15 protein-coding genes are annotated in these 22672 nt (G+C 40.1%); 12 read left to right on the plus strand and 3 right to left on the minus strand.

The genetic code is table 11. The features are described from left to right. Positions 1-36: 36 nt before the first annotated feature. From M1F91_RS00150 to M1F91_RS00165, 4 genes are all read left to right on the plus strand, one after another. Positions 37-786 carry an MBL fold metallo-hydrolase gene (locus tag M1F91_RS00150; protein ID WP_247912138.1) on the plus strand — a complete coding sequence of 250 codons (750 nt, stop codon included), beginning with the start codon at positions 37-39 and terminating at the stop codon, positions 784-786. Between the two features lie 274 nt (positions 787-1060). Next, positions 1061-1546: an LURP-one-related family protein gene (locus M1F91_RS00155; protein ID WP_247912139.1), complete on the plus strand. Its 486-nt coding sequence runs from the start codon at positions 1061-1063 to the stop codon at positions 1544-1546. Positions 1547-1560: 14 nt separating this feature from the next. Next, entirely contained in the window at positions 1561-4179 is a 2619-nt protein-coding gene (gene alaS / locus M1F91_RS00160; RefSeq protein WP_247912141.1) for an alanine--tRNA ligase, read from the plus strand. A gap of 285 nt (positions 4180-4464) precedes the next feature. Then, positions 4465-9507: a Cna B-type domain-containing protein gene (locus M1F91_RS00165; RefSeq protein WP_247912142.1), complete on the plus strand. Its 5043-nt coding sequence runs from the start codon at positions 4465-4467 to the stop codon at positions 9505-9507. A gap of 139 nt (positions 9508-9646) precedes the next feature. On the opposite strand, the gene gdhA is transcribed toward M1F91_RS00165, so the two are convergent. After that, on the minus strand, positions 9647-10993 hold the full coding sequence (gene gdhA / locus M1F91_RS00170) for an NADP-specific glutamate dehydrogenase (protein ID WP_247912143.1): 1347 nt from the start codon (positions 10991-10993) through the stop codon (positions 9647-9649). A 230-nt stretch (positions 10994-11223) separates the two neighbouring features. Between gdhA and M1F91_RS00175 the strand changes: the two genes are divergently transcribed. The 6 genes from M1F91_RS00175 (at position 11224) to M1F91_RS00200 (ending at position 16310) form a co-directional block, all read left to right on the plus strand. Then, positions 11224-12159 (plus strand): dihydroorotate oxidase, encoded by a 936-nt coding sequence (locus M1F91_RS00175; RefSeq protein ID WP_247912146.1) that lies wholly within the window; start codon positions 11224-11226, stop codon positions 12157-12159. A gap of 32 nt (positions 12160-12191) precedes the next feature. Then, the gene (gene holA / locus M1F91_RS00180; RefSeq protein WP_247912147.1) at positions 12192-13229 is read left to right on the plus strand and encodes a DNA polymerase III subunit delta; all 1038 of its coding nucleotides are present in this window, start codon (positions 12192-12194) and stop codon (positions 13227-13229) included. Between the two features lie 69 nt (positions 13230-13298). Further along, complete coding sequence (gene sodA, locus M1F91_RS00185) at positions 13299-13904, plus strand: superoxide dismutase SodA (RefSeq protein WP_140833659.1); 606 nt, start codon at positions 13299-13301, stop codon at positions 13902-13904. A 156-nt stretch (positions 13905-14060) separates the two neighbouring features. After that, a complete protein-coding gene (locus tag M1F91_RS00190) occupies positions 14061-14969 on the plus strand; it encodes a LysR family transcriptional regulator (RefSeq protein WP_247912149.1) in 909 nt (302 codons plus the stop codon). After that, positions 14966-15427, plus strand: coding sequence for a signal peptidase II (gene lspA / locus M1F91_RS00195; RefSeq protein ID WP_247912151.1), 462 nt, complete (start codon positions 14966-14968; stop codon positions 15425-15427). Before M1F91_RS00190 ends, lspA begins: the two co-directional genes overlap by 4 nt. Further along, the gene (locus M1F91_RS00200; RefSeq protein ID WP_247912153.1) at positions 15417-16310 is read left to right on the plus strand and encodes an RluA family pseudouridine synthase; all 894 of its coding nucleotides are present in this window, start codon (positions 15417-15419) and stop codon (positions 16308-16310) included. The genes lspA and M1F91_RS00200 overlap by 11 nt, the downstream gene beginning before the upstream one ends. Before the next feature lie 22 nt (positions 16311-16332). On the opposite strand, the gene ffh is transcribed toward M1F91_RS00200, so the two are convergent. Together ffh and M1F91_RS00210 are read right to left on the minus strand one after the other, a co-directional pair. Further along, a complete protein-coding gene (gene ffh, locus M1F91_RS00205) occupies positions 16333-17898 on the minus strand; it encodes a signal recognition particle protein (RefSeq protein ID WP_075231685.1) in 1566 nt (521 codons plus the stop codon). Positions 17899-17909: 11 nt separating this feature from the next. After that, positions 17910-18242, minus strand: coding sequence for a putative DNA-binding protein (locus tag M1F91_RS00210; protein ID WP_070678085.1), 333 nt, complete (start codon positions 18240-18242; stop codon positions 17910-17912). Positions 18243-18395: 153 nt separating this feature from the next. Between M1F91_RS00210 and rnc the strand changes: the two genes are divergently transcribed. Beyond that, entirely contained in the window at positions 18396-19094 is a 699-nt protein-coding gene (gene rnc / locus M1F91_RS00215) for a ribonuclease III (protein ID WP_004252602.1), read from the plus strand. Next, positions 19085-22624, plus strand: coding sequence for a chromosome segregation protein SMC (smc, locus tag M1F91_RS00220; RefSeq protein WP_247912154.1), 3540 nt, complete (start codon positions 19085-19087; stop codon positions 22622-22624). Before rnc ends, smc begins: the two co-directional genes overlap by 10 nt. The last annotated feature ends 48 nt before the right edge of the window (positions 22625-22672 follow it).

Below are 22672 nucleotides of genomic sequence, written 5' to 3' on the forward strand. Positions count from 1 at the left end.
TAAAAAAGTGATTTGGAAAGTATTTGTAGGAGTATTATGTCTATTTCGTTTACTTATTGTGGAGTTGCTTGCGGAGTCATTTCTTTAGATGATAAATTTTATATCGGAATCGATCCAGATTTATCGCCAAAAGGTACTTTGGTCCAGTTCAAAGGTTTTCTATCTGAGAAAAAAACCGATGTTTATCATGATATGACTCTTTTTAACAAAGTTGATTTATGGTTAATAACTCATGGTCACCAAGATCATTTAGATGAAGTTGGCAAAGGATACCTGAAGTATAAAACTGTAATTTCTCCTAACAGAAAAATCACAAAAGGTTTATCATGTTTAAATAGTATAGTTTTAAATTGGGGAGAAGAGCAGTTGTTTTCAGTTGATGAATATCAAATTGCTATTAAAGCTGTACCGGCTTATCATGCTAGTAATTATATAATGCAAAAAATAGTTGGAAGGGTTAATGGATATCAAATAACTATCACAAGTCCTTTGCAAACTAAAATAATCTACTTTACAGGTGACACGATTTTATATCCAAGGGTAACAGATTTTGTTCCCCAAAAAATTGATGCTATTTTTGCAAATCTTGGAGCCGTTAAATCTGATTCATTTGGTGGTCCATTTACAATGAATTTAAAGATGTTACAGCAATTGGAATCTATACTTCAGCCCCAAAATATCTATCCAATTCATATTGATGATTATAGTCATTACCAGACGACAAAAACAGAAGTTGAAGTTTCCAATTATACAGTCCTATCTGTAGGAGAAACGATTAGTATTTAATTTTCAGAATTTATTACTTGATGTAGTATTAGTAAAATTATAAACCTTGACTAATTTCTATCAAAACGATATAATACTAGAGTTGAGAATTGATTTTCTCCCCATCTTAGTCCAGAGAAATGGCGGTGCTGCGAGCCATCTAAGATAGAAGATCATGCTACTCGATTGTAACAATTGCATAAGAATCAAGAATGACAAGTTCATTGAATGAAGGTGGTACCGCGGTTTTTCGCCCTTCGTGATATGGATTTGTCTTTTATTTTTGGAGGTGCTTATGAGAAGTTTTCTTGTCAAACAAAAATTTCGCCTAGGTGGTGAACGCTTTGATATCAAGGATGAGATTGGTAATGTCGCCTATCAGGTTGAAGGTTCATTTTTTAAGATTCCTAAGACCTTTACCATTTTTGATAATTCTGGTGAACAGGTTAGTGAGATTAGTAAAGAAATGTTGACCTTCATGCCACGCTTTGAGATTCAACTCAGTAATGGAGATAGTTTTTATATCCGAAAGAAGTTGACTTTCTTTAGAGATAAGTATGAATTTGACAACCTCGGTCTGCGCATTGAGGGAAATATCTGGGATTTAAACTTTAAACTTCTGTATGACCGTGATCAAGTGATTGCGGAAATCGCCAAGGAACTCTTCCATTTAACCTCCACCTATACCGTAACCGTCTATGACGAATCTTATGCAGACCTAGTCATTTCCCTCTGTGTCGCTATCGACTATGTAGAGATGCTAGAAAGCCAATCAAATTAAAAAAGGAGATTTTTATGAAACAATTATCTAGTGCACAAGTCCGCCAAATGTGGCTTGATTTCTGGGCAAGTAAAGGCCACTCTGTAGAACCATCTGTTAGCTTAGTTCCTGTCAATGACCCAACCCTTTTGTGGATTAACTCAGGGGTTGCCACTCTTAAAAAATACTTTGACGGAACTATTATTCCTGAGAACCCACGTATTACCAATGCGCAAAAGGCTATCCGTACCAACGATATTGAAAACGTAGGGAAGACGGCGCGTCACCATACCATGTTTGAAATGTTGGGAAACTTCTCCATCGGGGATTACTTCCGTGACGAAGCCATTACTTGGGCTTATGAACTTTTGACAAGTCCTGAATGGTTTGACTTCCCAGCTGAAAAACTTTACATGACCTACTACCCAGCTGATACAGATTCTTACAACCGCTGGATTGAAGTGGGCGTGGATCCAAGTCACTTGATTCCAATCGAAGACAACTTCTGGGAAATTGGTGCAGGACCTTCTGGACCAGATACAGAAATCTTCTTTGATCGTGGGGAAGCTTTTGACCCGGAAAATATCGGTATTCGACTTCTCGCAGAAGATATCGAAAACGACCGTTATATCGAGATCTGGAACATCGTTTTGTCACAATTTAACGCTGACCCTGCTGTCCCTCGTAGCGAGTACAAGGAATTGCCACACAAAAACATTGATACGGGCGCCGGTTTGGAACGTTTGGTAGCGGTGATTCAAGGGGCTAAGACTAACTTTGAAACAGATCTCTTCATGCCAATTATCCGTGAAGTTGAGAAATTGTCTGGTAAAGTTTACGACCAAGATGGAGACAACATGAGCTTCAAGGTTATTGCCGACCATATCCGTTCTCTTTCATTCGCTATCGGTGATGGTGCCCTTCCAGGAAATGAAGGTCGTGGTTATGTCCTTCGTCGTCTCCTCCGTCGTGCTTCAATGCACGGTCAAAAATTGGGTATCAACGAGCCTTTCCTTTTCAAACTGGTTCCAACTGTTGGAAAAATCATGGAAAGCTACTACCCAGAAGTTCTTGAAAAACGTGACTTTATTGAAAAGATCGTTAAAAGCGAGGAAGAGTCATTTGCCCGTACTCTTCACTCAGGTCAGCACTTTGCCCAGGGTATCGTAGCAGACTTGAAAGAAAAAGGCCAAACGGTTATCGCTGGACAAGATGTCTTCAAACTCTACGATACTTATGGATTCCCAGTAGAGTTGACAGAAGAAATCGCTGAAGAAGCTGGTATGACTGTAGACCGTGAAGGCTTCGAAGCAGCCATGAAGGAACAACAAGAACGTGCGCGTGCATCTGCTGTCAAAGGTGGATCTATGGGTATGCAAAACGAAACCCTTCAAAACATCACTGTTGAGAGTGTCTTCAACTACAATGCTAGTCAATTGTCTTCTAAGTTGGTTGCTATCGTAGCTGACAATGCCGAAGTAGAAGCTGTATCAGAAGGAACTGCGTCACTTATCTTTGCAGAAACTCCATTCTACGCTGAAATGGGTGGACAAGTTGCGGACCATGGTCAAATCTTGGATGCTGCAGGAAATGTCGTAGCTACAGTAACAGACGTTCAAAAAGCACCAAACGGACAAGCATTGCATACCGTTGAAGTTCTTGCTCCTCTTGCTTTGAACCAAGAATACACTTTGACCATCGATAGAAATCGTCGTCACCGTGTCATGAAGAACCACACAGCCACTCACTTGCTCCATGCAGCTCTTCACAATATTCTTGGCCACCATGCCACTCAAGCAGGATCACTTAATGAAGTGGAATTCCTTCGCTTTGACTTCACTCACTTCCAAGCTGTCACTCCTGAAGAATTGCGTGCTATTGAGCAACAAGTCAATGAGAAGATTTGGGAAGCCATTGCAGTGGAAACAGTTGAGACTGATATTGACACAGCTAAAGAAATGGGAGCTATGGCCCTCTTTGGTGAGAAATACGGTAAGGAAGTTCGCGTAGTCACTATCGGGGACTATTCAGTAGAGCTTTGTGGTGGTACTCACGTAGGTAACACTTCTGAAATCGGTCTCTTCAAGATTGTCAAGGAAGAAGGGATCGGATCAGGAACTCGTCGTATCTTAGCAGTGACTGGTAAGGAAGCCTTTGAAGCTTATCGTGAGCAAGAAGATGCTCTGAAAGCAGTCGCAGCAACCTTGAAAGCGCCTCAACTCAAGGAAGTACCTCACAAGGTGGAAGGACTTCAAGAACAACTCCGTCAATTACAAAAAGAAAATGCAGAATTGAAGGAAAAAGCTGCAGCAGCAGCGGCAGGTGATGTCTTCAAAGACGTTAAGGAAGCAAATGGCCACCGTTACATTGCGAGTCAAGTTTCTGTTTCAGATGCAGGTGCTCTTCGTACCTTTGCAGATAACTGGAAGCAAAAAGACTACTCTGATGTGCTTGTTCTTGTCGCAGCCATCGGTGACAAGGTTAACCTTCTTGTAGCCAGCAAGACAAAAGATATCCACGCAGGTAACTTGGTTAAAGAATTAGCTCCAATCGTTGATGGACGTGGTGGTGGAAAACCAGATATGGCCATGGCAGGAGGAAGCAACCAAGCGAAAATCCAAGAATTATTGGATGCAGTAGCAGGTAAATTGTAATATATAGAATCTACCAAAATTGGTAGATTCTTTTATTTGTTAGAGGTTATTAGAAATATTCTCTTCATAACTATTTAGAAAATAACGGTTATTTCTTTAGTAGTAGACGAATCCAATCTATCCTATGGTGAAACAATTACTAAAAATATGATGATTCCAAAACACAGAAATATAAAAAAAATGTACATAGGGAGAAAAAATGTATAAATTCGTAGATTATTTTTATAAGTTGTGATAAAATTAATTTGAGCCATTGTGTTTCAATTAATATAAAGGAGAAGAAAAATGAAAAGGAGAACGTCCTTATGGAAAACCTTTTTGAGGAAAGGTTTTGCCCTATTCACCATATTGATGATGCTAGGACAAATGAGCCAAGGAACTGTATCGGTTCTGGCTAAAGAGCTAGCAGTAGGAGATAATGGTGCCTTAGATGTTAGCCTCTTGTATGGTGATAAACAAGACCATCCTGGTGGGATGGCCTATAGTACGGGTGACACTATGTCTGGGTACATCCAGATTACACCTAAAAATTTGACAACAGACCTTGATGATGTTGCTGTGAATCTAGTGTTACCAGGGAAATACTTGGATGATGTTAATATTCCCGATTTTAATAGTAGCTCACAACATGATGCACCAGTTGTGACCAAAGTAGGTGATGATTACCATGTAACTCTGCATTTTACGAACTACCAAAAATCTGAGGTCTTGACCCTACCATTCATCGCCAAGTTTAAGTTAGGATTTCCTCCGACCAACTACTCGATGGATATTACAGGGACGCTCAATATCAACGGTGCTGAGACTGCTTTAAATAGTATCACATGGAAACCTCAATACAAGGATTATATCTTAACCAAGTTTGTCAATCAGAACTATGATGCGACCATGTCCAGAGACTATGCGGAAGCATCTCCAGGGATTGTAACTGGAGCAGATGGCAAAAAGTACATCGAAAAAGCTACTTCCGTTCCTTTCGCCTTCTTGTTAGATGGGATGCGTGGACAGTACAACGGTAGCTATCGTCAATTGGAATCTGCAACGATCACAGATAAACTACCAACCTATACAGACAAAGATGGAAAAACTCGTACAGCGGTTCTAGATACAGAAAAATCAGAAGGCTGGGTTGATAACGGAGACGGGACTGTATCTAAAACTTTTGTAGCTGATGAAAATAAAAATGTTCAAAGTTATCACTCAGATTTGATGCAAAAGATTCAAGACAAGAGCTTCTTGTACTTGAAATTCCCAGATTTGGTCATGGAAAAAGACCAAACTTTAGAGGATGTCTTGGTTAAAGATTTGACCAACACTGCGTCTGTCGTGGGGATTCCTGCAGAACGTGGGGAGGGAGAACCGGATGTAACGGCTGAAGATTCTCTCATCTTCCGACTCACTTCACGTGATTTGGAAGGTAAAGGAGCTTTTGCCAAACAAGCAGATGGCAATGTCTACGATTCGACAGACTACAAGTCAGCCAACTATAAGTGGCTCTTGAAATACAATAACATTACACCATTTGCTCAAAAGAATGTTGTCTTTTATGATGAGCAAGTAGACTCTCGCTTGAAGTTTACTAAGATAGAATATACTCGTATGATGATTGGGAACTATGGAAATGGACCACTGATCAATCAATACGTGAAACGCATCATCCTTACAATGGAAGATGGCTCGACTAAAGAAATCCAACCAGAGGCAGACAAGGATGGATTTGGAAGCACTGATTTGACCAAATATGGTACTGTTGTCGGCTGGATACTGGAGATGAAAGACGACTTCGAGCTTCCATCGGGTCAAGGGATTTATATTTCTACCTATACAGCCTTCAAGGATCCAGAAAAGACTCATATTGATGAGAACGATGAGGCTAAGAATGCCTATGAAAATACTGGACGGATTACATACAAAACTCAATCAGGGGCAGACAGAGACCAATCTGCTAAATGGCAGTTCAAACTTCTTCCATTGACAGAAAATGTTAATCTGACCAAGAACACAGATTACAACAATGTCCAATTCACAGATGGAAGAACCATTCGTTTTGCCCTATCTACCGATAATGTTCGCTTGGATCCAGGTAAGGACTACAAGGATTTGCGGGTCATTGACCTCTTTGATCCAAATACCTTGGACATTGACTTCAATTACCTAGATCAATATTTTGATAAGAATAACACTCGTCTTTATGCCCCTTGGTACAAATCCTATGAGGTCATCGAAAACTACCACAACTCTGGACGTTCTGCCTTGATTATTCACTTGGATCAAAAGGAATTCATCAAACGCTCTTTAGAGACTGGTGGTCAAGTTCGTTTGCCATTTATCTATACCAAACTAAAAGGGAAGGCAGATGGCGGAACCTTTACCAACCATATCTATATGGCGGGAGAAGGACTTTGGGATTTAGAAACTGCTAACCCGAATAAGGTTGCAGTAGATAGCTATGATTTAAATAACAATGGTTCTACAACGGATAAAATCCCTCATGCGGAATCCAACTATACCATTGTTGCTGCTGAAGGTGTTTATTCTCGTAAGTTCATTGCTAAGAATGACGACTTATCTGATGCATCAACAGTAACTCGTACCTTCAAACCTGGTGAAACCTTTAATTACAAGTTAACGATTAAGAACAACACAGATAAACCAGTTGAAAATACAGTTATCTATGATGTCCTTCCTAAAGTAGGAGATGTCAATACACTTGATGCTTCAGCCCGTAAGACAGAATACACTGTAAGTCTTCGCGGTCCTATCACTGCGCCAGAAGGATGGACAGCATACTACACAACAGATACCACAGTTACAGCTAGCACTATGGCACAAGCTGCAGATAAAGATATTTGGTCAGCAGATATCACAGACTTTAGTAAAGTAACAGGAATTAAGATTGTTGCTAACGAAGGAACCACTATTGGTGCTCGTAGTCAAGTAGATATTGCTGTACCTGTTGTCAATCCAAGTGAATTGACAGACCAAGTTAAGCAATTGATGCTAGACCGTACAGAAGATAACAAGGATAATGGTGGTCGTTCAGGTGTCGTACAAGCTCATAACCAATTTGGTTACAAGGCTAAAGGCCATGAAGGAAACCGTGAGTCAAATACAGTAACTTCTCAAATTTTTGGCGCTAGCTTCCATGTGAAGAAGGTTGATAAAGACGATACTAGCAAAGGATTAGCTGGTGCTGAGTTCAATTTATTGGATGCTAGTGGTGCAGTCCTTGCGACCCAAGTTTCTGATAAGGATGGAAATGTTGCTTTTACAACCTTAACAGAAGGAACTTATACTCTTAAAGAAACTAAAGCACCAACTAATTATAAGTTGGATGAGACTGAACATGCAGTCGTGGTGACCTACGATGCAGATCAACAAATATATCATGTCACAATTGACGGAGAAGCTATTGGTTCAAAAGCTTCACCAAAACTAATCACAAATGAGAATGATATCAAATATCTCAATCTAGAAGCGACTAAAGTTTGGGATGACCAAGACAACGTAGAAGGTCTTCGTCCTGAATCCATTGAGTTCCAATTGTACAAAAATGGAAAAGCAGAAGGGAAACCAGTAGCACTTTCAGCAGGAAGTGACTGGAAAGTAACCTTTAGCAATCTTCCAGATAAAGATAGCAATGGTAACCTTATCAGCTATACAGTAAAAGAAGTTAAAGTACCAACTTATTACACAGTTGATAAAGAAGAAGCTCAGTTTGTAGATGGAAAAGCAACAATTACCAATAAGCGTACTCCTGAAACAACAGAAGTAACTGTGAAAAAAGTTTGGGATGATGCTAAAAATCAAGACGGTCTCCGTCCTGCTAGCATTACAGTTCATCTATTAGCTAATGGTGAGAAAGTTCAAACAGCAACAGTTTCTGGTGAGAGTGAAACATGGAGTCATACCTTCACAAACCTACCAGTCTATAAAAACGGTCAGAAAATCATCTACACTGTGACAGAAGATACTGTAGCAAACTACACAACAACTATCGACGCTACAACTATCACAAACACTTACAAACCAGGTAAAACTAGTTTAACAGTGACTAAGAAATGGGATGATGCAGAAAACCAAGACGGCCTTCGTCCAAAGACTATCAAGGTTCAACTCTATGCAGATGGTCAAGAATTAGGTAAAGTAGTAGAGCTTTCTGAAGATAATAAATGGACTTACACCTTCTCTGAGTTGGATGAGAAAAAAGATGACAAAGCTGTTCAATATACAGTGAAAGAAACAGAAGTGCCAGAAGGTTATACTCAAACGGTTGAAGCAACCAATCCAGGTCAGGTAGTGATTACGAATAGCCACACTCCTTCTAAGACTAAAGTTCAAGTAACTAAGAAATGGGATGACGCCAATAACCAAGATGGCCTACGTCCAAAAGAAATTCGCGTCCAATTGTATGCGGGTGATCAAAAGCTAGGCAAGGAAGTTGTCTTGTCTGCAGACAATAAATGGACTCATACCTTTGAGAAACTTGCTGAAAAAGCAAACGGACAAGACATTCACTATTCTGTGAAAGAAGTGGACGTTCCGGAAGGTTACACCGTAACAGAAGAGAGCAAGGAGAAGGGCGATGTCGTCTTGACCAACACGCACACTCCAAGTACGGTGGATATTCCAGTCACTAAGATCTGGGTGGACAATGACAACCAAGATGGTCTTCGTCCGGCTAAAATCACTGTGAAGCTTCTGGCTAATGGTGGAGAAGTGGCTCGCAAAGATATTACAAGCGAGACCGATTGGAAAGATACCTTTACTGGCCTTCCTAAGTTTAAGGATGGCAAGGAAATAGTCTACACCCTTCAAGAAGAAAAGGTTGAAAATTATTCACCAAGCATTGACCAAGAAAGCTATACTATTACCAATACGCACACTCCAGGTAAGACTACCCTCTCTGTAACCAAACAGTGGGATGACCAAGAGGACAAAGATGGCCTTCGTCCGAAGAGTGTGAAAGTGCAACTTTATGCGGATGGTAAGAAATCTGGTGAAGTCATTGAGTTGTCAGCTGAGAACAAGTGGACTCATACCTTTGCGGATTCGGACAAAAATGTCAAGGGCAAAGCTATCACCTACACGGTGGAAGAAGTCGATGTTCCAACAGGTTACCAAGTGACGAAAACCGATGACGGTCAAGGTAATGTTGTTCTGACAAATAAACATGAACCAAGTATTCCTCCAACTACAACAACTGAAGAACCGAAAAAGAAAGTTGAGTTGCCAAATACTGGTTCAACTGAATCTATTCTTAGCCTAATCTTAGCTCTTACTGGAGTTAGCCTTGCAGCTTATCTGCTTAAAAAGAAGAAAAATTAAGAGTAGGCTTCAATAAAATCTTGTTTAAGAATCCAAAAAAATAAGAGGTCCATAGGGCCTTTTATTTTTATTATGTAAAGCTCTTAAATGCGAAACTAAAAACCCCAGTCGGAGTGATTGGGGTTTTTAGTTATTCATTTTAAACGATACCTTGGGCAATCATAGCATTTGCTACGTTTTCAAAGGCTGCAATATTTGCACCTGCAAGGTAATCAGTACCAAGACCGTATGTTTCTGCAGTTGTTTTAGCTGTGTTGAAGATGTTAGTCATAATATCTTTCAAGCGACCGTCAACTTCTTCACGTGTCCATGAAAGGCGAAGGCTGTTTTGGCTCATTTCAAGCGCTGATACAGCTACACCACCAGCATTAGCAGCTTTAGCGGGTCCGTAAAGGATTCCGTTTTCTTTGTAGACTTTGATAGCTTCAAGGTCGCTAGGCATGTTAGCACCTTCAGACACACAGATAACACCTTGAGCAACCAAGCGTTTTGCAGCTTCACCGTTGATCTCGTTTTGAGTCGCACATGGAAGAGCGATATCGTAGTTACCAGTGTAAGTCCATACAGAACCTTCATAGTAAGTAGCAGTAGCTTTTTCTGCAGCGTACTCAGTTAAACGAGCACGACGGTTGTTTTTAACATCTGACAAAAGGTCGAAGTCGATACCATTTTCATCAATGACATAACCATTTGAGTCAGATACAGAAATAACTGTAGCACCAAGTTCAGTTGCTTTTTGAAGCGCGTATTGAGCTACGTTACCAGAACCTGAAATCACCACTTTCTTACCAGCAAAGCTGTTTCCGTTAGCTTTAAGCATTTCTTCAGTGTAGTAAACCAAACCGTAACCAGTTGCTTCTGGACGAATCAGGCTACCACCAAATCCAAGAGGTTTACCAGTCAAGACACCAGCATCAAATTGGTTGAGGCGTTTGTATTGTCCGTAAAGGTAACCAATTTCACGTCCACCGACACCGATATCACCAGCAGGTACGTCAAGAGATGGTCCGATGTATTTTTGCAATTCAGTCATGAAGCTTTGGCAGAAGCGCATCACTTCAGCATCAGTTTTGCCTTTAGGATCGAAGTCTGATCCACCTTTACCTCCACCGATTGGAAGTCCAGTCAAAACGTTTTTAAAGATTTGTTCGAAGCCGAGGAATTTCAAGATCCCTTGATTTACAGTTGGGTGGAAACGAAGTCCGCCTTTATATGGTCCAACAGCAGAGTTAAATTGAACACGGTAACCACGGTTAACTTGAACTTTTCCATCACGGTCAACCCAAGGAACACGGAAAGAAATTACGCGCTCAGGTTCAGTGATACGTGCCAAGATGTTTTCTTCAATATACTCAGGGTGTTTTTCAAAGACAGGTTCCAAAGTACTGAAGAATTCTTCAACCGCCTGGAGAAATTCAGCCTCATGCCCGTTACGAGCTTTTACAGTTTCAAACACGCTTTGGATATATTCTTTAGCAGATGTCATATCGTTCTCCTTTTTTTGTTGTCATATTTTATTACATGAGACATTATAGCAGAAAAAATTTTCAGTGTAAAGAAAAAAACATAAATTTTCTAAAAATTCTTTCAATTTGAATAAGCTAGTTTTATTAGCTGAATTAGAAACCTTTTTATAGGGTTAGTTTTATTAAAAGGCTCCTTGCAAAGTATGGTATAATATAATAAAGAAATAATGGATTTTGGAGGAATAGAATCATGGTATCAACGAAAACGCAGATTGCTGGTTTTGAGTTTGATAATTGCTTGATGAATGCAGCAGGTGTTGCTTGTATGACAATTGAGGAATTGGAAGGTGTCAAAAATTCAGCAGCTGGAACCTTTGTCACTAAGACTGCAACCTTGGAATTTCGTCAGGGAAATCCTGAACCACGCTATCAAGATGTTCCACTTGGTTCTATTAACTCTATGGGTCTACCGAATAATGGTTTAGACTATTATTTGAACTACCTTTTGGAATTGCAAGAAAAGGAACCAAATCGTACCTTCTTCCTATCTTTAGTTGGAATGTCTCCAGAGGAAACTCATACTATCTTAAAAAAGGTGCAAGAAAGTGATTTTCGTGGTTTAACCGAACTCAATCTCTCATGCCCAAATGTTCCAGGTAAGCCTCAGATTGCCTATGATTTTGAAACAACAGACCGTATCTTGTCAGAAGTTTTTGAGTATTTTACAAAACCCCTAGGGATTAAGCTTCCACCTTATTTTGATATTGTACATTTTGATCAAGCTGCAGAAATTTTCAACAAATACCCACTCAAGTTTGTCAATTGTGTCAACTCTATTGGAAATGGTCTTTATATAGAAGACGAGTCTGTCGTGATTCGTCCTAAGAACGGCTTTGGTGGAATTGGTGGAGAATACATTAAACCAACTGCCCTTGCCAACGTTCATGCCTTTTATCAACGCTTAAATCCTCAGATTCAAATCATCGGAACTGGTGGAGTATTAACGGGGCGTGATGCCTTTGAACATATCCTATGTGGTGCCAGCATGGTACAAGTAGGAACTACCCTACACAAAGAAGGTGTGGGTGCTTTTGAGCGTATTACAAAGGAACTCAAAGAAATTATGACGGAAAAAGGATACCAAAGCCTAGAGGATTTCCGTGGAAAATTGAATTATATGGATTAAACAGAAGCTAAATTAAAAAGAAAGGAGAATAAATGCTAGCCATAGAAGAAAGTCGAAAGCTATCCTTAGCGAACCTTCCTAGTTTGACCCTGTTTACAGGGGCTGATCAAGGACAGTACGACATCATGAAAACTCAGGTTCTAAAGCAAATCGGATACGATCCTGCAGATTTGAATTTTGCTTATTTTGACATGAAAGAAGTAGACTACAAAAGCTTTGAGCTAGAGTTGGTCAGTCTTCCTTTCTTTGCGGATGAAAAAATTGTTATTTTAGATCATTTTCTCGATATTACAACTGCTAAAAAACGCTATCTAACTGATGATGAGCTAAAGGCCTTTGAAGACTATCTGGAAAATCCTGTACCCTCAAGTAAATTAGTAATCTTTGCTGAAGGCAAGTTAGATAGCAAGAGACGTTTGGTCAAATTACTTAAGCGTGATGCGACAGTATTTGAGGCTCTTGAACCTAAAGAGCAAGAGTTGCGAGCCTATTTTCAAAAGTGGGCTCAGGAACAGGGACTTACTTTTGATGGAAATTCCTTTGAACAGTTGCTTATCAAATCTAGTTTTCAATTCAGTGAAATTCAGAAAAACTTGCTCTTCTTACGGTCTTATAAGGATAGTGGTCTGATAACAGAAGAGGATATTGTTGAAGCAATTCCAAAGACTTTGCAGGATAATATTTTTGATTTGACCCAATTAATATTAACTAAGAAAATTGATCAAGCACGAGATTTAGTTAAAGATTTGACCTTACAGGGTGAAGATGAGATTAAACTGATTGCCATCATGTTGGGGCAGTTTAGACTCTATACACAGGTAAAAATATTGCAAGAGTCTGGTCAGACAGAATCACAGATGGTTAGCAGTTTGGGTCATTATCTTGGTCGCAATCCGAATCCCTATCAAATCAAATTTGCTCTTCGTGACACGCGAGGATTGTCCCTGAAGTTCCTGCAAGATTCTATTCGTTATCTCATTCAGGCAGATTATCAAATTAAGACTGGTGTTTACGAAAAAGGGTACTTGTTTGAGAAAGCTTTATTGCAGATTGCGAGCCAGTCAAATTGAGCAAATAACTTGAAAAAACAGGTTGTTTGCGTTATAATTTTTATATAAAAAGAAAAAGAGGTATTACAGATGGCTATTATCTTACCAGATCTTCCATACGCTTACGATGCATTGGAACCATACATCGATGCTGAAACAATGCACTTGCACCATGACAAACATCACCAAACATATGTCAACAACGCAAACGCAGCTCTTGAAAAACACCCTGAAATTGGTGAAAACCTTGAAGCATTGCTTGCTGACGTAGAATCTATCCCGGCTGATATCCGTCAAGCGCTTATCAACAACGGTGGTGGACACTTGAACCATGCTCTTTTCTGGGAATTAATGACTCCTGAAAAAACAGCTCCTTCAGCAGAACTTGCAGCAGCAATCGATGCAACATTTGGTTCATTCGAAGAATTCCAAGCAGCATTCACTGCAGCAGCAACAACTCGTTTCGGTTCTGGATGGGCATGGTTGGTTGTTAACAAAGAAGGTAAGCTTGAAGTGACTTCAACAGCAAACCAAGATACACCAATCTCAGAAGGTAAAAAACCAATCTTGGGCTTGGACGTTTGGGAACATGCCTACTACGTGAAATACCGCAACGTTCGTCCTGACTACATCAAAGCTTTCTTCTCAGTTATCAACTGGAACAAAGTAGACGAGCTTTACGCAGCAGCTAAATAATCGCATTTGATAACACCCCTTTTTAGTTGGATTTTGGGTCTAGCTTTAAAGGTGTTTTTTTGTTTCCTTTTTTAGAAGTAACTGTCTCATGATTTTCCTTTGTTGGATAGGCTTTATTTATGGTATAATGATAAGATAGAAAACGAAGGAGAAATCATGAATATTCAACAATTACGCTACGTTGTTGCTATTGCAAATAGTGGTACTTTTCGTGAAGCTGCTGAGAAAATGTACGTTAGCCAACCCAGTCTATCTATTTCTGTAAGAGATCTGGAGAAAGAGCTAGGATTCAAGATTTTCCGCAGAACTAGTTCGGGTACCTTTCTTACTCGCCGAGGAATGGAATTTTATGAAAAGGCACAAGAGTTAGTAAAAGGGTTTGATGTATTTCAAAATCAGTATGCTAATCCTGAAGAGGAGAAGGATGAGTTTTCAATAGCCAGCCAGCACTATGATTTCTTGCCACCGACTATCACAACTTTTTCTCAAAGGTATCCAGACTATAAAAATTTCCGTATTTTTGAATCTACAACTGTTCAGATTTTGGATGAAGTAGCCCAAGGTCATAGTGAGATTGGGATTATTTACCTTAACAATCAAAACCAAAAGGGTATCATGCAACGGGTTGAAAAATTAGGCCTTGAAGTGATTGAGTTGATCTCTTTCCAGACGCATATCTATCTGCGTGAAGGACATCCTTTAGCCAAGAAAAAAGAGTTGGTTATGGAGGATTTGGCAGATTTACCAACAGTTCGATTCACACAGGAGAAGGATGAATATCTCTATTACTCAGAAAACTTTGTGGATACCAGTGCTAGCTCTCAAATGTTTAATGTAACTGACCGTGCTACCTTAAATGGGATTCTTGAAAGAACAAATGCTTATGCGACTGGTTCTGGGTTCTTAGATAGCGATAGCGTCAACGGAATCACCGTTATTCCACTAAATGATAATCTCAATAATCGCATGGTTTATGTGAAACGTGAAGAAGTAGACTTGAGTCAAGCAGGGACTTTATTTGTAGAGGTCATGCAAGAGTATTTTGATCAGAAGAGGAAAGCATGAAAAAAAGAGGAATAGTAGCAGGGATTATAGCAGCCTTGATTGTATTAGATCAATTGGTAAAGGCTTATGTCGTTCAGAATATTGCTCTTGGTGAAATCAAATCATGGATCCCAAATCTAGTTAGTTTAACCTATCTGCAAAATAGGGGGGCAGCTTTTTCTATGCTTCAAGATCAACAGTGGTTTTTTGCGGTGATTACTTTAGTGGTCATGGTAGGAGCTATCTGGTATTTACATAAGCATATAGAGGATTCCATCTGGACAGTCTTTGGATTGGTTCTGATTATTGCAGGTGGTCTGGGAAACTTCATTGATCGCATTAGCCAAGGATTTGTCGTGGATATGTTTCACTTAGACTTTATCAATTTTGCCATTTTTAATGTGGCTGATAGTTATCTGACAGTAGGGGTCGTTGTGTTATTGCTTGCAATGCTAAAAGAGGAAATGAATGGAAATTAAAATTGAAAGAGGCGGGGTACGTTTAGATAAGGCTTTGTCAGATTTGACAGAATTGTCTCGTAGTCTCGCCAATGAACAAATCAAGTCAGGTCAAGTCTTGGTTAACGGCCGGGTCAAGAAAGCCAAGTATACGGTCCAAGAGGGGGATGTCATCACTTACCAAATTCCCGAACCAGAGGTTTTGGAGTATGTAGCTGAGAACATTCCTTTAGAAATCATTTATCAAGATGAGGATGTAGCAGTAGTCAACAAACCTCAAGGTATGGTTGTTCATCCAAGCGCTGGCCATACCAGTGGTACCTTGGTGAATGCCCTCATGTATCATATCAAAGACTTATCAGGGATCAATGGTGTGCTGCGTCCAGGGATTGTCCATCGTATTGACAAAGATACATCTGGACTCTTGATGATTGCTAAAAACGATGAAGCTCACATGGCACTGGCTCAAGAATTGAAAGACAAGAAATCTCTTCGAAAATATTGGGCTATTGTTCATGGTAATCTTCCAAATGACCGAGGTGTCATTGAGGCGCCGATTGGTCGTAGTGAAAAAGACCGTAAGAAACAAGCTGTGACTGCTAAAGGAAAACCAGCAGTGACACGTTTCCAAGTCTTGGAACGCTTTGGTGACTATTCTTTATTAGAGTTGCAACTGGAAACAGGACGAACTCATCAAATCCGTGTGCACATGGCTTATATCGGTCATCCTGTCGCTGGTGATGAGGTATACGGTCCTCGTAAAACCCTAAAGGGACATGGGCAATTTCTCCATGCCAAGACGCTAGGTTTTACCCATCCAAGAACTGATGAAACTATGGAATTTACTGCTGATATTCCCGCTATCTTTAAAGAGACTTTAGAGAAACTTAGAAATGAACAATAAAAAGGACTCAATTGAGTCCTTTTTATTTGCGTTTTTTCTTAGCTTTTTTCATTTTGTTGGCCATACGTTTCATGGATTGCTTCATAGCAAATTCACCGATTTTACCTTTGAGACCTCCACCGAGCATCTGGCTCATATCAGGCATTCCGGCTCCTCCAAGAGCAGACATATCCGGCATACCACCTTGTCCCATCATACCTTCAAGGGCTGACATATCCATGCCGCCAGGCATGTTTTTAGGAAGGTTATTAGGGTTGATGCCCATTTGCTTCATCATCTTGTTCATGTCACCAGACATGACACCTTGCATGAGTTGTTTGGCTTGGTTAAAGTCTTTGATGAACTTGTTGACATCGATAAAGGTATTACCAGAACCAGCAGCGATACGACGACGACGGCTTGGAGTAAGCAAATCTGGATTTTCACGTTCTTCTGGAGTCATAGAAGACACGATAGCGCGTTTGCGAGCGATTTGTTTTTCATCCACCTTCATATTTTGAAGGGCAGGATTGTTGGCCATACCAGGAATCATCTTGAGCAAATCTTCCATCGGCCCCATATTTTGCACCTGATCCAACTGATCGATGAAATCGTTGAAATCAAAGGTGTTTTCCCGCATCTTTTCAGCCATTTCAAGGGCTTTTTGCTCATCGTACTCTTGGGAAGCTTTCTCAATCAGAGTCAGCATATCTCCCATACCGAGAATACGGCTGGCCATACGGTCAGGGTGGAAGGTTTCAATGTCGGTAATCTTTTCACCAGTACCAGTGAACTTGATTGGTTTTCCTGTGATATGACGAACAGAAAGTGCCGCACCACCACGAGTATCCCCATCAATCTTGGTAAGGATGACACCGGTAACTTCTAATTGAGCGTTAAATTCTCTCGCAACGTTAGCAGCTTCTTGACCAATCATGGCATCGATGACGAGAAGGATTTCATTTGGTTGAGCAAGAGCTTTAACATCACGGAGCTCGTTCATGAGGAGTTCATCGATTTGTAAACGACCGGCCGTATCAATCAAAACATAGTCGTTATGGTTGGCTTTAGCTTGCTCCAAACCTTGGCGAACAATCTCAACCGCAGGAACTTCAGTCCCAAGAGCAAAGACAGGAACATCAATTTGTTGTCCTAGTGTTTTAAGCTGGTCAATAGCTGCAGGACGATAGATGTCGGCCGCAATCATCAGAGGACGAGCATCCTCTTCCTTTTTGAGTTTGTTAGCAAGTTTTCCAGCGAAGGTTGTTTTACCAGCCCCTTGCAAACCGACCATCATGATAATGGTTGGGATTTTTGGAGACTTGATAATCTCAGCTGTATCAGAACCAAGAACTTCCGTCAACTCTTCATTAACAATCTTGATGATTTGTTGAGCTGGGTTGAGGGTATCAATGACTTCGTGCCCAATGGCACGTTCACGAACTTTCTTGATAAAGTCCTTAACCACTGGCAAAGCAACGTCGGCTTCTAAAAGAGCCAGACGAATTTCCTTGGTTGCTTCTTGGATATCGCTCTCGGTAATTTTTCCTTTTTTACGTAGATTTTTAAAGACGTTCTGCAAACGTTCTGTTAAATTTTCAAATGCCATATTTATTCCTCTTATTCTCTATTGTCAATACTTGTTAAAATCTCAACTTGCTCTTGTAGAAAAGTATCCTCTGGATAGCGCTCAATGATCTGGTCAAAAATCTGACTGCGGACAATGTAGTCAGAGTACATATGAAGCTTCATCTCATAATCTTCCAGAATTTTTTCCGTTCGTTTGATATTATCATAAACAGCCTGACGACTGACACCGAACTCTTCAGCGATTTCAGCTAAACTATAGTCGTCTGCATAGTAGAGTTCGATATAGTTCATCTGCTTATCAGTCAAAAGGGCTGCATAAAATTCAAACAGAGCATTCATTCGATTGGTTTTTTCAATTTCCATAAGATTTATTATACCAAAAAATAGCTTGAACTGCTAGTAATGGATTGATTTTAAACACAAGTCAGAAAAAGGACTTTTAACGGTTATTTTCTGACTATGACTCTATTTTTTGGTATAATGGAGTGTATTATGATGTTTTAGAAAGAGGTTCTTATGAAAGAATTAGAAACCGTGTTAGAGCAACGTTTTGGGCTTGTTTTTTCAGATAAACAATTACTTGAAACTGCTTTTACTCACACTAGTTACGCCAATGAGCACCGCCTCTTAAAAATTTCACACAATGAACGCTTGGAATTTTTAGGAGACGCTGTTCTGCAATTATTGATTTCAGAATATCTGTACCAAAAATATCCAAAAAAACCAGAAGGTGACCTGTCTAAACTCCGTGCCATGATTGTACGTGAAGAGAGTTTGGCTGGTTTTGCCCGTGACTGCCAGTTTGACCAGTTTATCAAGCTAGGAAAGGGAGAGGAAAAATCTGGAGGCCGTAATCGAGATACCATCTTGGGAGATGCTTTCGAAGCCTTCTTGGGTGCCCTGCTTTTAGATAAGGATCTACTTACAGTAAAAGAGTTTATCTACCAGGTCATGATACCGAAGGTTGAGGCTGGTGATTTTGAGATGATTAAAGACTACAAGACCCACCTCCAAGAATTACTCCAAGTCAATGGTGATGTTGATATTCGTTATCAGGTCATTTCAGAAATCGGACCTGCCCACGATAAGATGTTCGAGGTTGAAGTCCTTGTAGAGGGTCAAAGTTTAGGTAGGGGTCAAGGACGATCTAAAAAATTGGCCGAACAAGAAGCCGCTAAAAATGCAGTTGAGGAAGGACTGGATTCATGTATTTAAAAGAAATTGAGATTCAGGGGTTTAAGTCCTTTGCTGATAAGACCAAGGTTGTTTTTGACCAAGGAGTAACAGCAGTTGTAGGACCCAATGGTTCTGGAAAATCTAACATCACAGAAAGTTTACGCTGGGCTCTTGGGGAATCCAGTGTCAAAAGTCTTCGTGGTGGGAAGATGCCTGATGTTATCTTTGCAGGAACAGAAAGTAGAAAACCATTAAACTATGCTTCTGTAGTTGTTACTCTAGATAATCAGGACGGTTTCATCAAGGATGCAGGACAGGAAATCAAGGTGGAGCGTCATATCTATCGTACCGGGGATAGTGAATACAAGATTGATGGGAAAAAAGTCCGTCTTCGTGATATTCATGATCTTTTCTTAGATACCGGACTTGGACGTGATTCCTTCTCCATTATTTCCCAAGGGAAGGTCGAAGAAATCTTTAACTCCAAACCTGAGGAACGTCGCGCTATTTTTGAAGAAGCGGCGGGAGTCTTGAAATATAAAACTCGTCGCAAAGAAACAGAAAGTAAGCTGCAACAAACTCAAGACAATTTAGACCGCTTGGAAGATATCATCTATGAGTTAGATAATCAAATCAAGCCTTTAGAAAAGCAAGCAGCAACAGCTCGTAAATTTATGGACTTAGACAGTCAGCGTAAAGGCATCTACTTGGACGTTTTGGTTGCACAAATTCAAGCCAATAAGGCTGAATTGGATCTAACAGAAGAAGAATTAAACCAAGTCCAAGAACTGTTGACTAGTTATTATCAAAAACGCGAGTCACTAGAACTTGAAAATCAATCTCTCAAGAAGCAGAGACAAGATTTACAAGCGGAGATGGCTAAAGATCAAACTAGTTTGATGGATTTGACTGCTCTAATCAGTGATTTAGAACGGAAATTGGCCTTGTCTAAACTGGAGACAGAGCAGGTTGCTCTCAATCAACAAGAGGCTCAAGCTCGTTTATCTAGTTTGGATGAAAAGAGAAATGCTCTTATTCAAGAGAAGGAAGAAAAAGAAGCAAATCTCAGTCAGTTAGAAGAAAATCTAGCAGTCAATACCAAGGAGCTCAATCGTTTAGAAGCTGAGTTGTTAGCTTTTTCTGATGATCCTGATCAGATGATTGAGCAACTGCGTGAGCGCTTTGTTGCTTTCTTGCAGGAAGAAGCGGATGTCTCTAACCAGTTGACACGGATTGAAAATGATCTTGATAATAGTCGCCAACAGACTCAAAAGCAAGAAGAACAATTGGAGTCCTTGAAGGAACAATTAGCTTCTGCCAAATCTAAGGCAAGTGAGCAAGAAACTGCTCTTAAATCAGCAAAAGAAAAAGTACAGACCTTGCTTGCTGACTATCAGACGCATGCTAAACAGGAAGAAGAACAAAAGCAGGCTTATCAAAGTCAGCAAATTCAACTCTTTGACCGTTTGGATAGTCTGAAAAACAAGCAGGCCAAGGCGCAAAGTCTGGAAAACATTCTTAAAAATCATAGTAATTTCTATGCGGGTGTTAAGAGTGTTCTACAAGAAAAAAATTGCATGGGTGGTATTATCGGAGCAGTCAGTGAACATTTAACCTTTGATGTTCGTTATCAAACAGCTCTTGAAATTGCTCTTGGTGCAAGTAGCCAACACATCATCGTTGAAGATGAACAGGCTGCGACTAAGGCTATCGACTTCCTTAAACGAAATCGAGCTGGTCGTGCGACCTTCCTACCTTTGACAACCATTAAGGCTCGTAGTATTTCTGGTCAGAATCAAGATGTGATTGCTTCAAGTCCAGGTTTTCTTGGTATGGCAGATGAACTGGTTACTTTTGATGCCAAGCTTGAAGCTATCTTTAAAAATCTGCTAGCTACCACAGCTATCTTTGATACTGTCGAGCATGCGCGTGATGCTGCTCGTAAGGTGCACTATCAAGTTCGAATGGTAACGCTAGATGGTACAGAATTGCGAACAGGTGGTTCTTATGCTGGTGGTGCCAATCGTCAAAATAACAGTATTTTCATCAAGCCTGAATTGGAGCAATTGCAAAAAGAAATTGCTCAAGAAGAAAAGCTTCTTCGTCAAGAGGAAGAAAATCTGAAATCACTTCAAGAAAACTTGACTGTTCTCGCTCAAACTTTGGAGACTATTAAGTCTCAAGGAGAGCAAGCTCGTATAGAGGAGCAGGGCTTATATCTGGCTTATCAACAAACTTGCCAACAAGTCGAAGAACTCGAAACACTGTTAGAACTTCAGGAAAAAGAATTAAACAATCTCAGAGGTGGAGATTGGCAAATTGAAAAAGAAAAATGCCAAGAACGTCTTGCAGTTATTTCAACTGAAAAGCAAAAGCTGGAGTCTGAGATTGAAGAAATCAAGTCCAATAAAAATGTGATTCAAGAACGTTACCAAAACTTACAGGAAAAACTGTCCCAAGAACGTCTTCTCAAAACAGAAATGATAGGGCGAAAACGTTACGAAGTTGCAGATATTGAACGGATTAACAAAGAGCTTGAATATCTTGATATGGAGCAAGATGAAATCGAACGCCTCCTCCAAGAAAAGGTAGACAATCTTGAAAAGGTTGATACGGAACTTTTGGCCAAGCAGGAAGCAGAAGCCAAGAGTCAGAAGGAAGAAATTCAACAAGGACTCATTCGTAAGCAGTTTGAACTGGATGATATTGAAGGTCAATTGGATGATATTGCCAGTCATTTGGATCAAGCTCGTCAGCAAAATGAAGAATGGATTCGTAAGCAAACACGTGCAGAAGCAACAAAAGAGAAGATTACGGACCGCCTTCGCTATCTTCAAGGCCAACTGACAGAAGAATATCAGATTAGTTATACAGAAGCTTTAGAACAAGCCAATCCATTAGAAGATTTGGCTGTCGCTGAACAAGAGGTCAAGGATTTAGAAAAATCTATCCGTTCACTTGGTCCAGTCAATTTGGATGCTATTGAACAGTTTGACGAAGTTCACGAACGCTTGGAATTCTTAAATAGTCAGCGTGATGACATTCTTTCTGCCAAAAATCTTCTTCTTGAAACCATTACAGAGATGAACGATGAAGTGAAGGAACGATTTAAATCAACCTTTGAAGCTATTCGTGAATCCTTCAAAGTAACCTTTAAGCAGATGTTTGGTGGTGGTCAAGCGGACCTAATCCTGACCGAGGGAGATTTATTGACAGCGGGTGTTGAAATCTCTGTTCAACCACCGGGCAAGAAAATCCAATCTCTCAACCTCATGAGTGGTGGAGAGAAGGCCTTGTCAGCTCTTGCTTTGCTCTTCTCAATCATTCGTGTCAAGACCATTCCATTTGTTATTTTGGATGAAGTAGAAGCTGCACTCGATGAAGCTAACGTTAAACGCTTTGGGGATTATCTTAACCGATTTGACAAGGATAGCCAGTTTATCGTTGTTACCCACCGTAAGGGAACCATGGCAGCCGCAGACTCTATTTATGGAGTAACCATGCAAGAATCTGGTGTTTCTAAGATTGTCTCTGTTAAACTAAAAGATTTAGAAAATATGGATGCTTAGTTTGTTTTCAATATAACATTTCAAACTAGAGCATGTAGAATGACCTTC

The organism is Streptococcus sp. oral taxon 431, from assembly GCF_023110115.1.
Lineage (GTDB): Bacteria > Bacillota > Bacilli > Lactobacillales > Streptococcaceae > Streptococcus.

What these genes read in the sequence shown, in the direction of transcription:
- M1F91_RS00150 (WP_247912138.1), top strand. Translation starts at nt 37, where the DNA reads ATGTCTATTTCGTTTACTTATTGTGGAGTTGCTTGCGGAGTCATTTCT.
- alaS (WP_247912141.1), top strand. Translation starts at nt 1,561, where the DNA reads ATGAAACAATTATCTAGTGCACAAGTCCGCCAAATGTGGCTTGATTTC.
- rnc (WP_004252602.1), top strand. Translation starts at nt 18,396, where the DNA reads ATGAAAGAATTAGAAACCGTGTTAGAGCAACGTTTTGGGCTTGTTTTT.
- ffh (WP_075231685.1), bottom strand. Translation starts at nt 17,898, where the DNA reads ATGGCATTTGAAAATTTAACAGAACGTTTGCAGAACGTCTTTAAAAAT.
- M1F91_RS00200 (WP_247912153.1), top strand. Translation starts at nt 15,417, where the DNA reads ATGGAAATTAAAATTGAAAGAGGCGGGGTACGTTTAGATAAGGCTTTG.
- M1F91_RS00190 (WP_247912149.1), top strand. Translation starts at nt 14,061, where the DNA reads ATGAATATTCAACAATTACGCTACGTTGTTGCTATTGCAAATAGTGGT.
- M1F91_RS00165 (WP_247912142.1), top strand. Translation starts at nt 4,465, where the DNA reads ATGAAAAGGAGAACGTCCTTATGGAAAACCTTTTTGAGGAAAGGTTTT.
- M1F91_RS00210 (WP_070678085.1), bottom strand. Translation starts at nt 18,242, where the DNA reads ATGGAAATTGAAAAAACCAATCGAATGAATGCTCTGTTTGAATTTTAT.
- lspA (WP_247912151.1), top strand. Translation starts at nt 14,966, where the DNA reads ATGAAAAAAAGAGGAATAGTAGCAGGGATTATAGCAGCCTTGATTGTA.
- holA (WP_247912147.1), top strand. Translation starts at nt 12,192, where the DNA reads ATGCTAGCCATAGAAGAAAGTCGAAAGCTATCCTTAGCGAACCTTCCT.
- sodA (WP_140833659.1), top strand. Translation starts at nt 13,299, where the DNA reads ATGGCTATTATCTTACCAGATCTTCCATACGCTTACGATGCATTGGAA.
- smc (WP_247912154.1), top strand. Translation starts at nt 19,085, where the DNA reads ATGTATTTAAAAGAAATTGAGATTCAGGGGTTTAAGTCCTTTGCTGAT.
- gdhA (WP_247912143.1), bottom strand. Translation starts at nt 10,993, where the DNA reads ATGACATCTGCTAAAGAATATATCCAAAGCGTGTTTGAAACTGTAAAA.
- M1F91_RS00155 (WP_247912139.1), top strand. Translation starts at nt 1,061, where the DNA reads ATGAGAAGTTTTCTTGTCAAACAAAAATTTCGCCTAGGTGGTGAACGC.
- M1F91_RS00175 (WP_247912146.1), top strand. Translation starts at nt 11,224, where the DNA reads ATGGTATCAACGAAAACGCAGATTGCTGGTTTTGAGTTTGATAATTGC.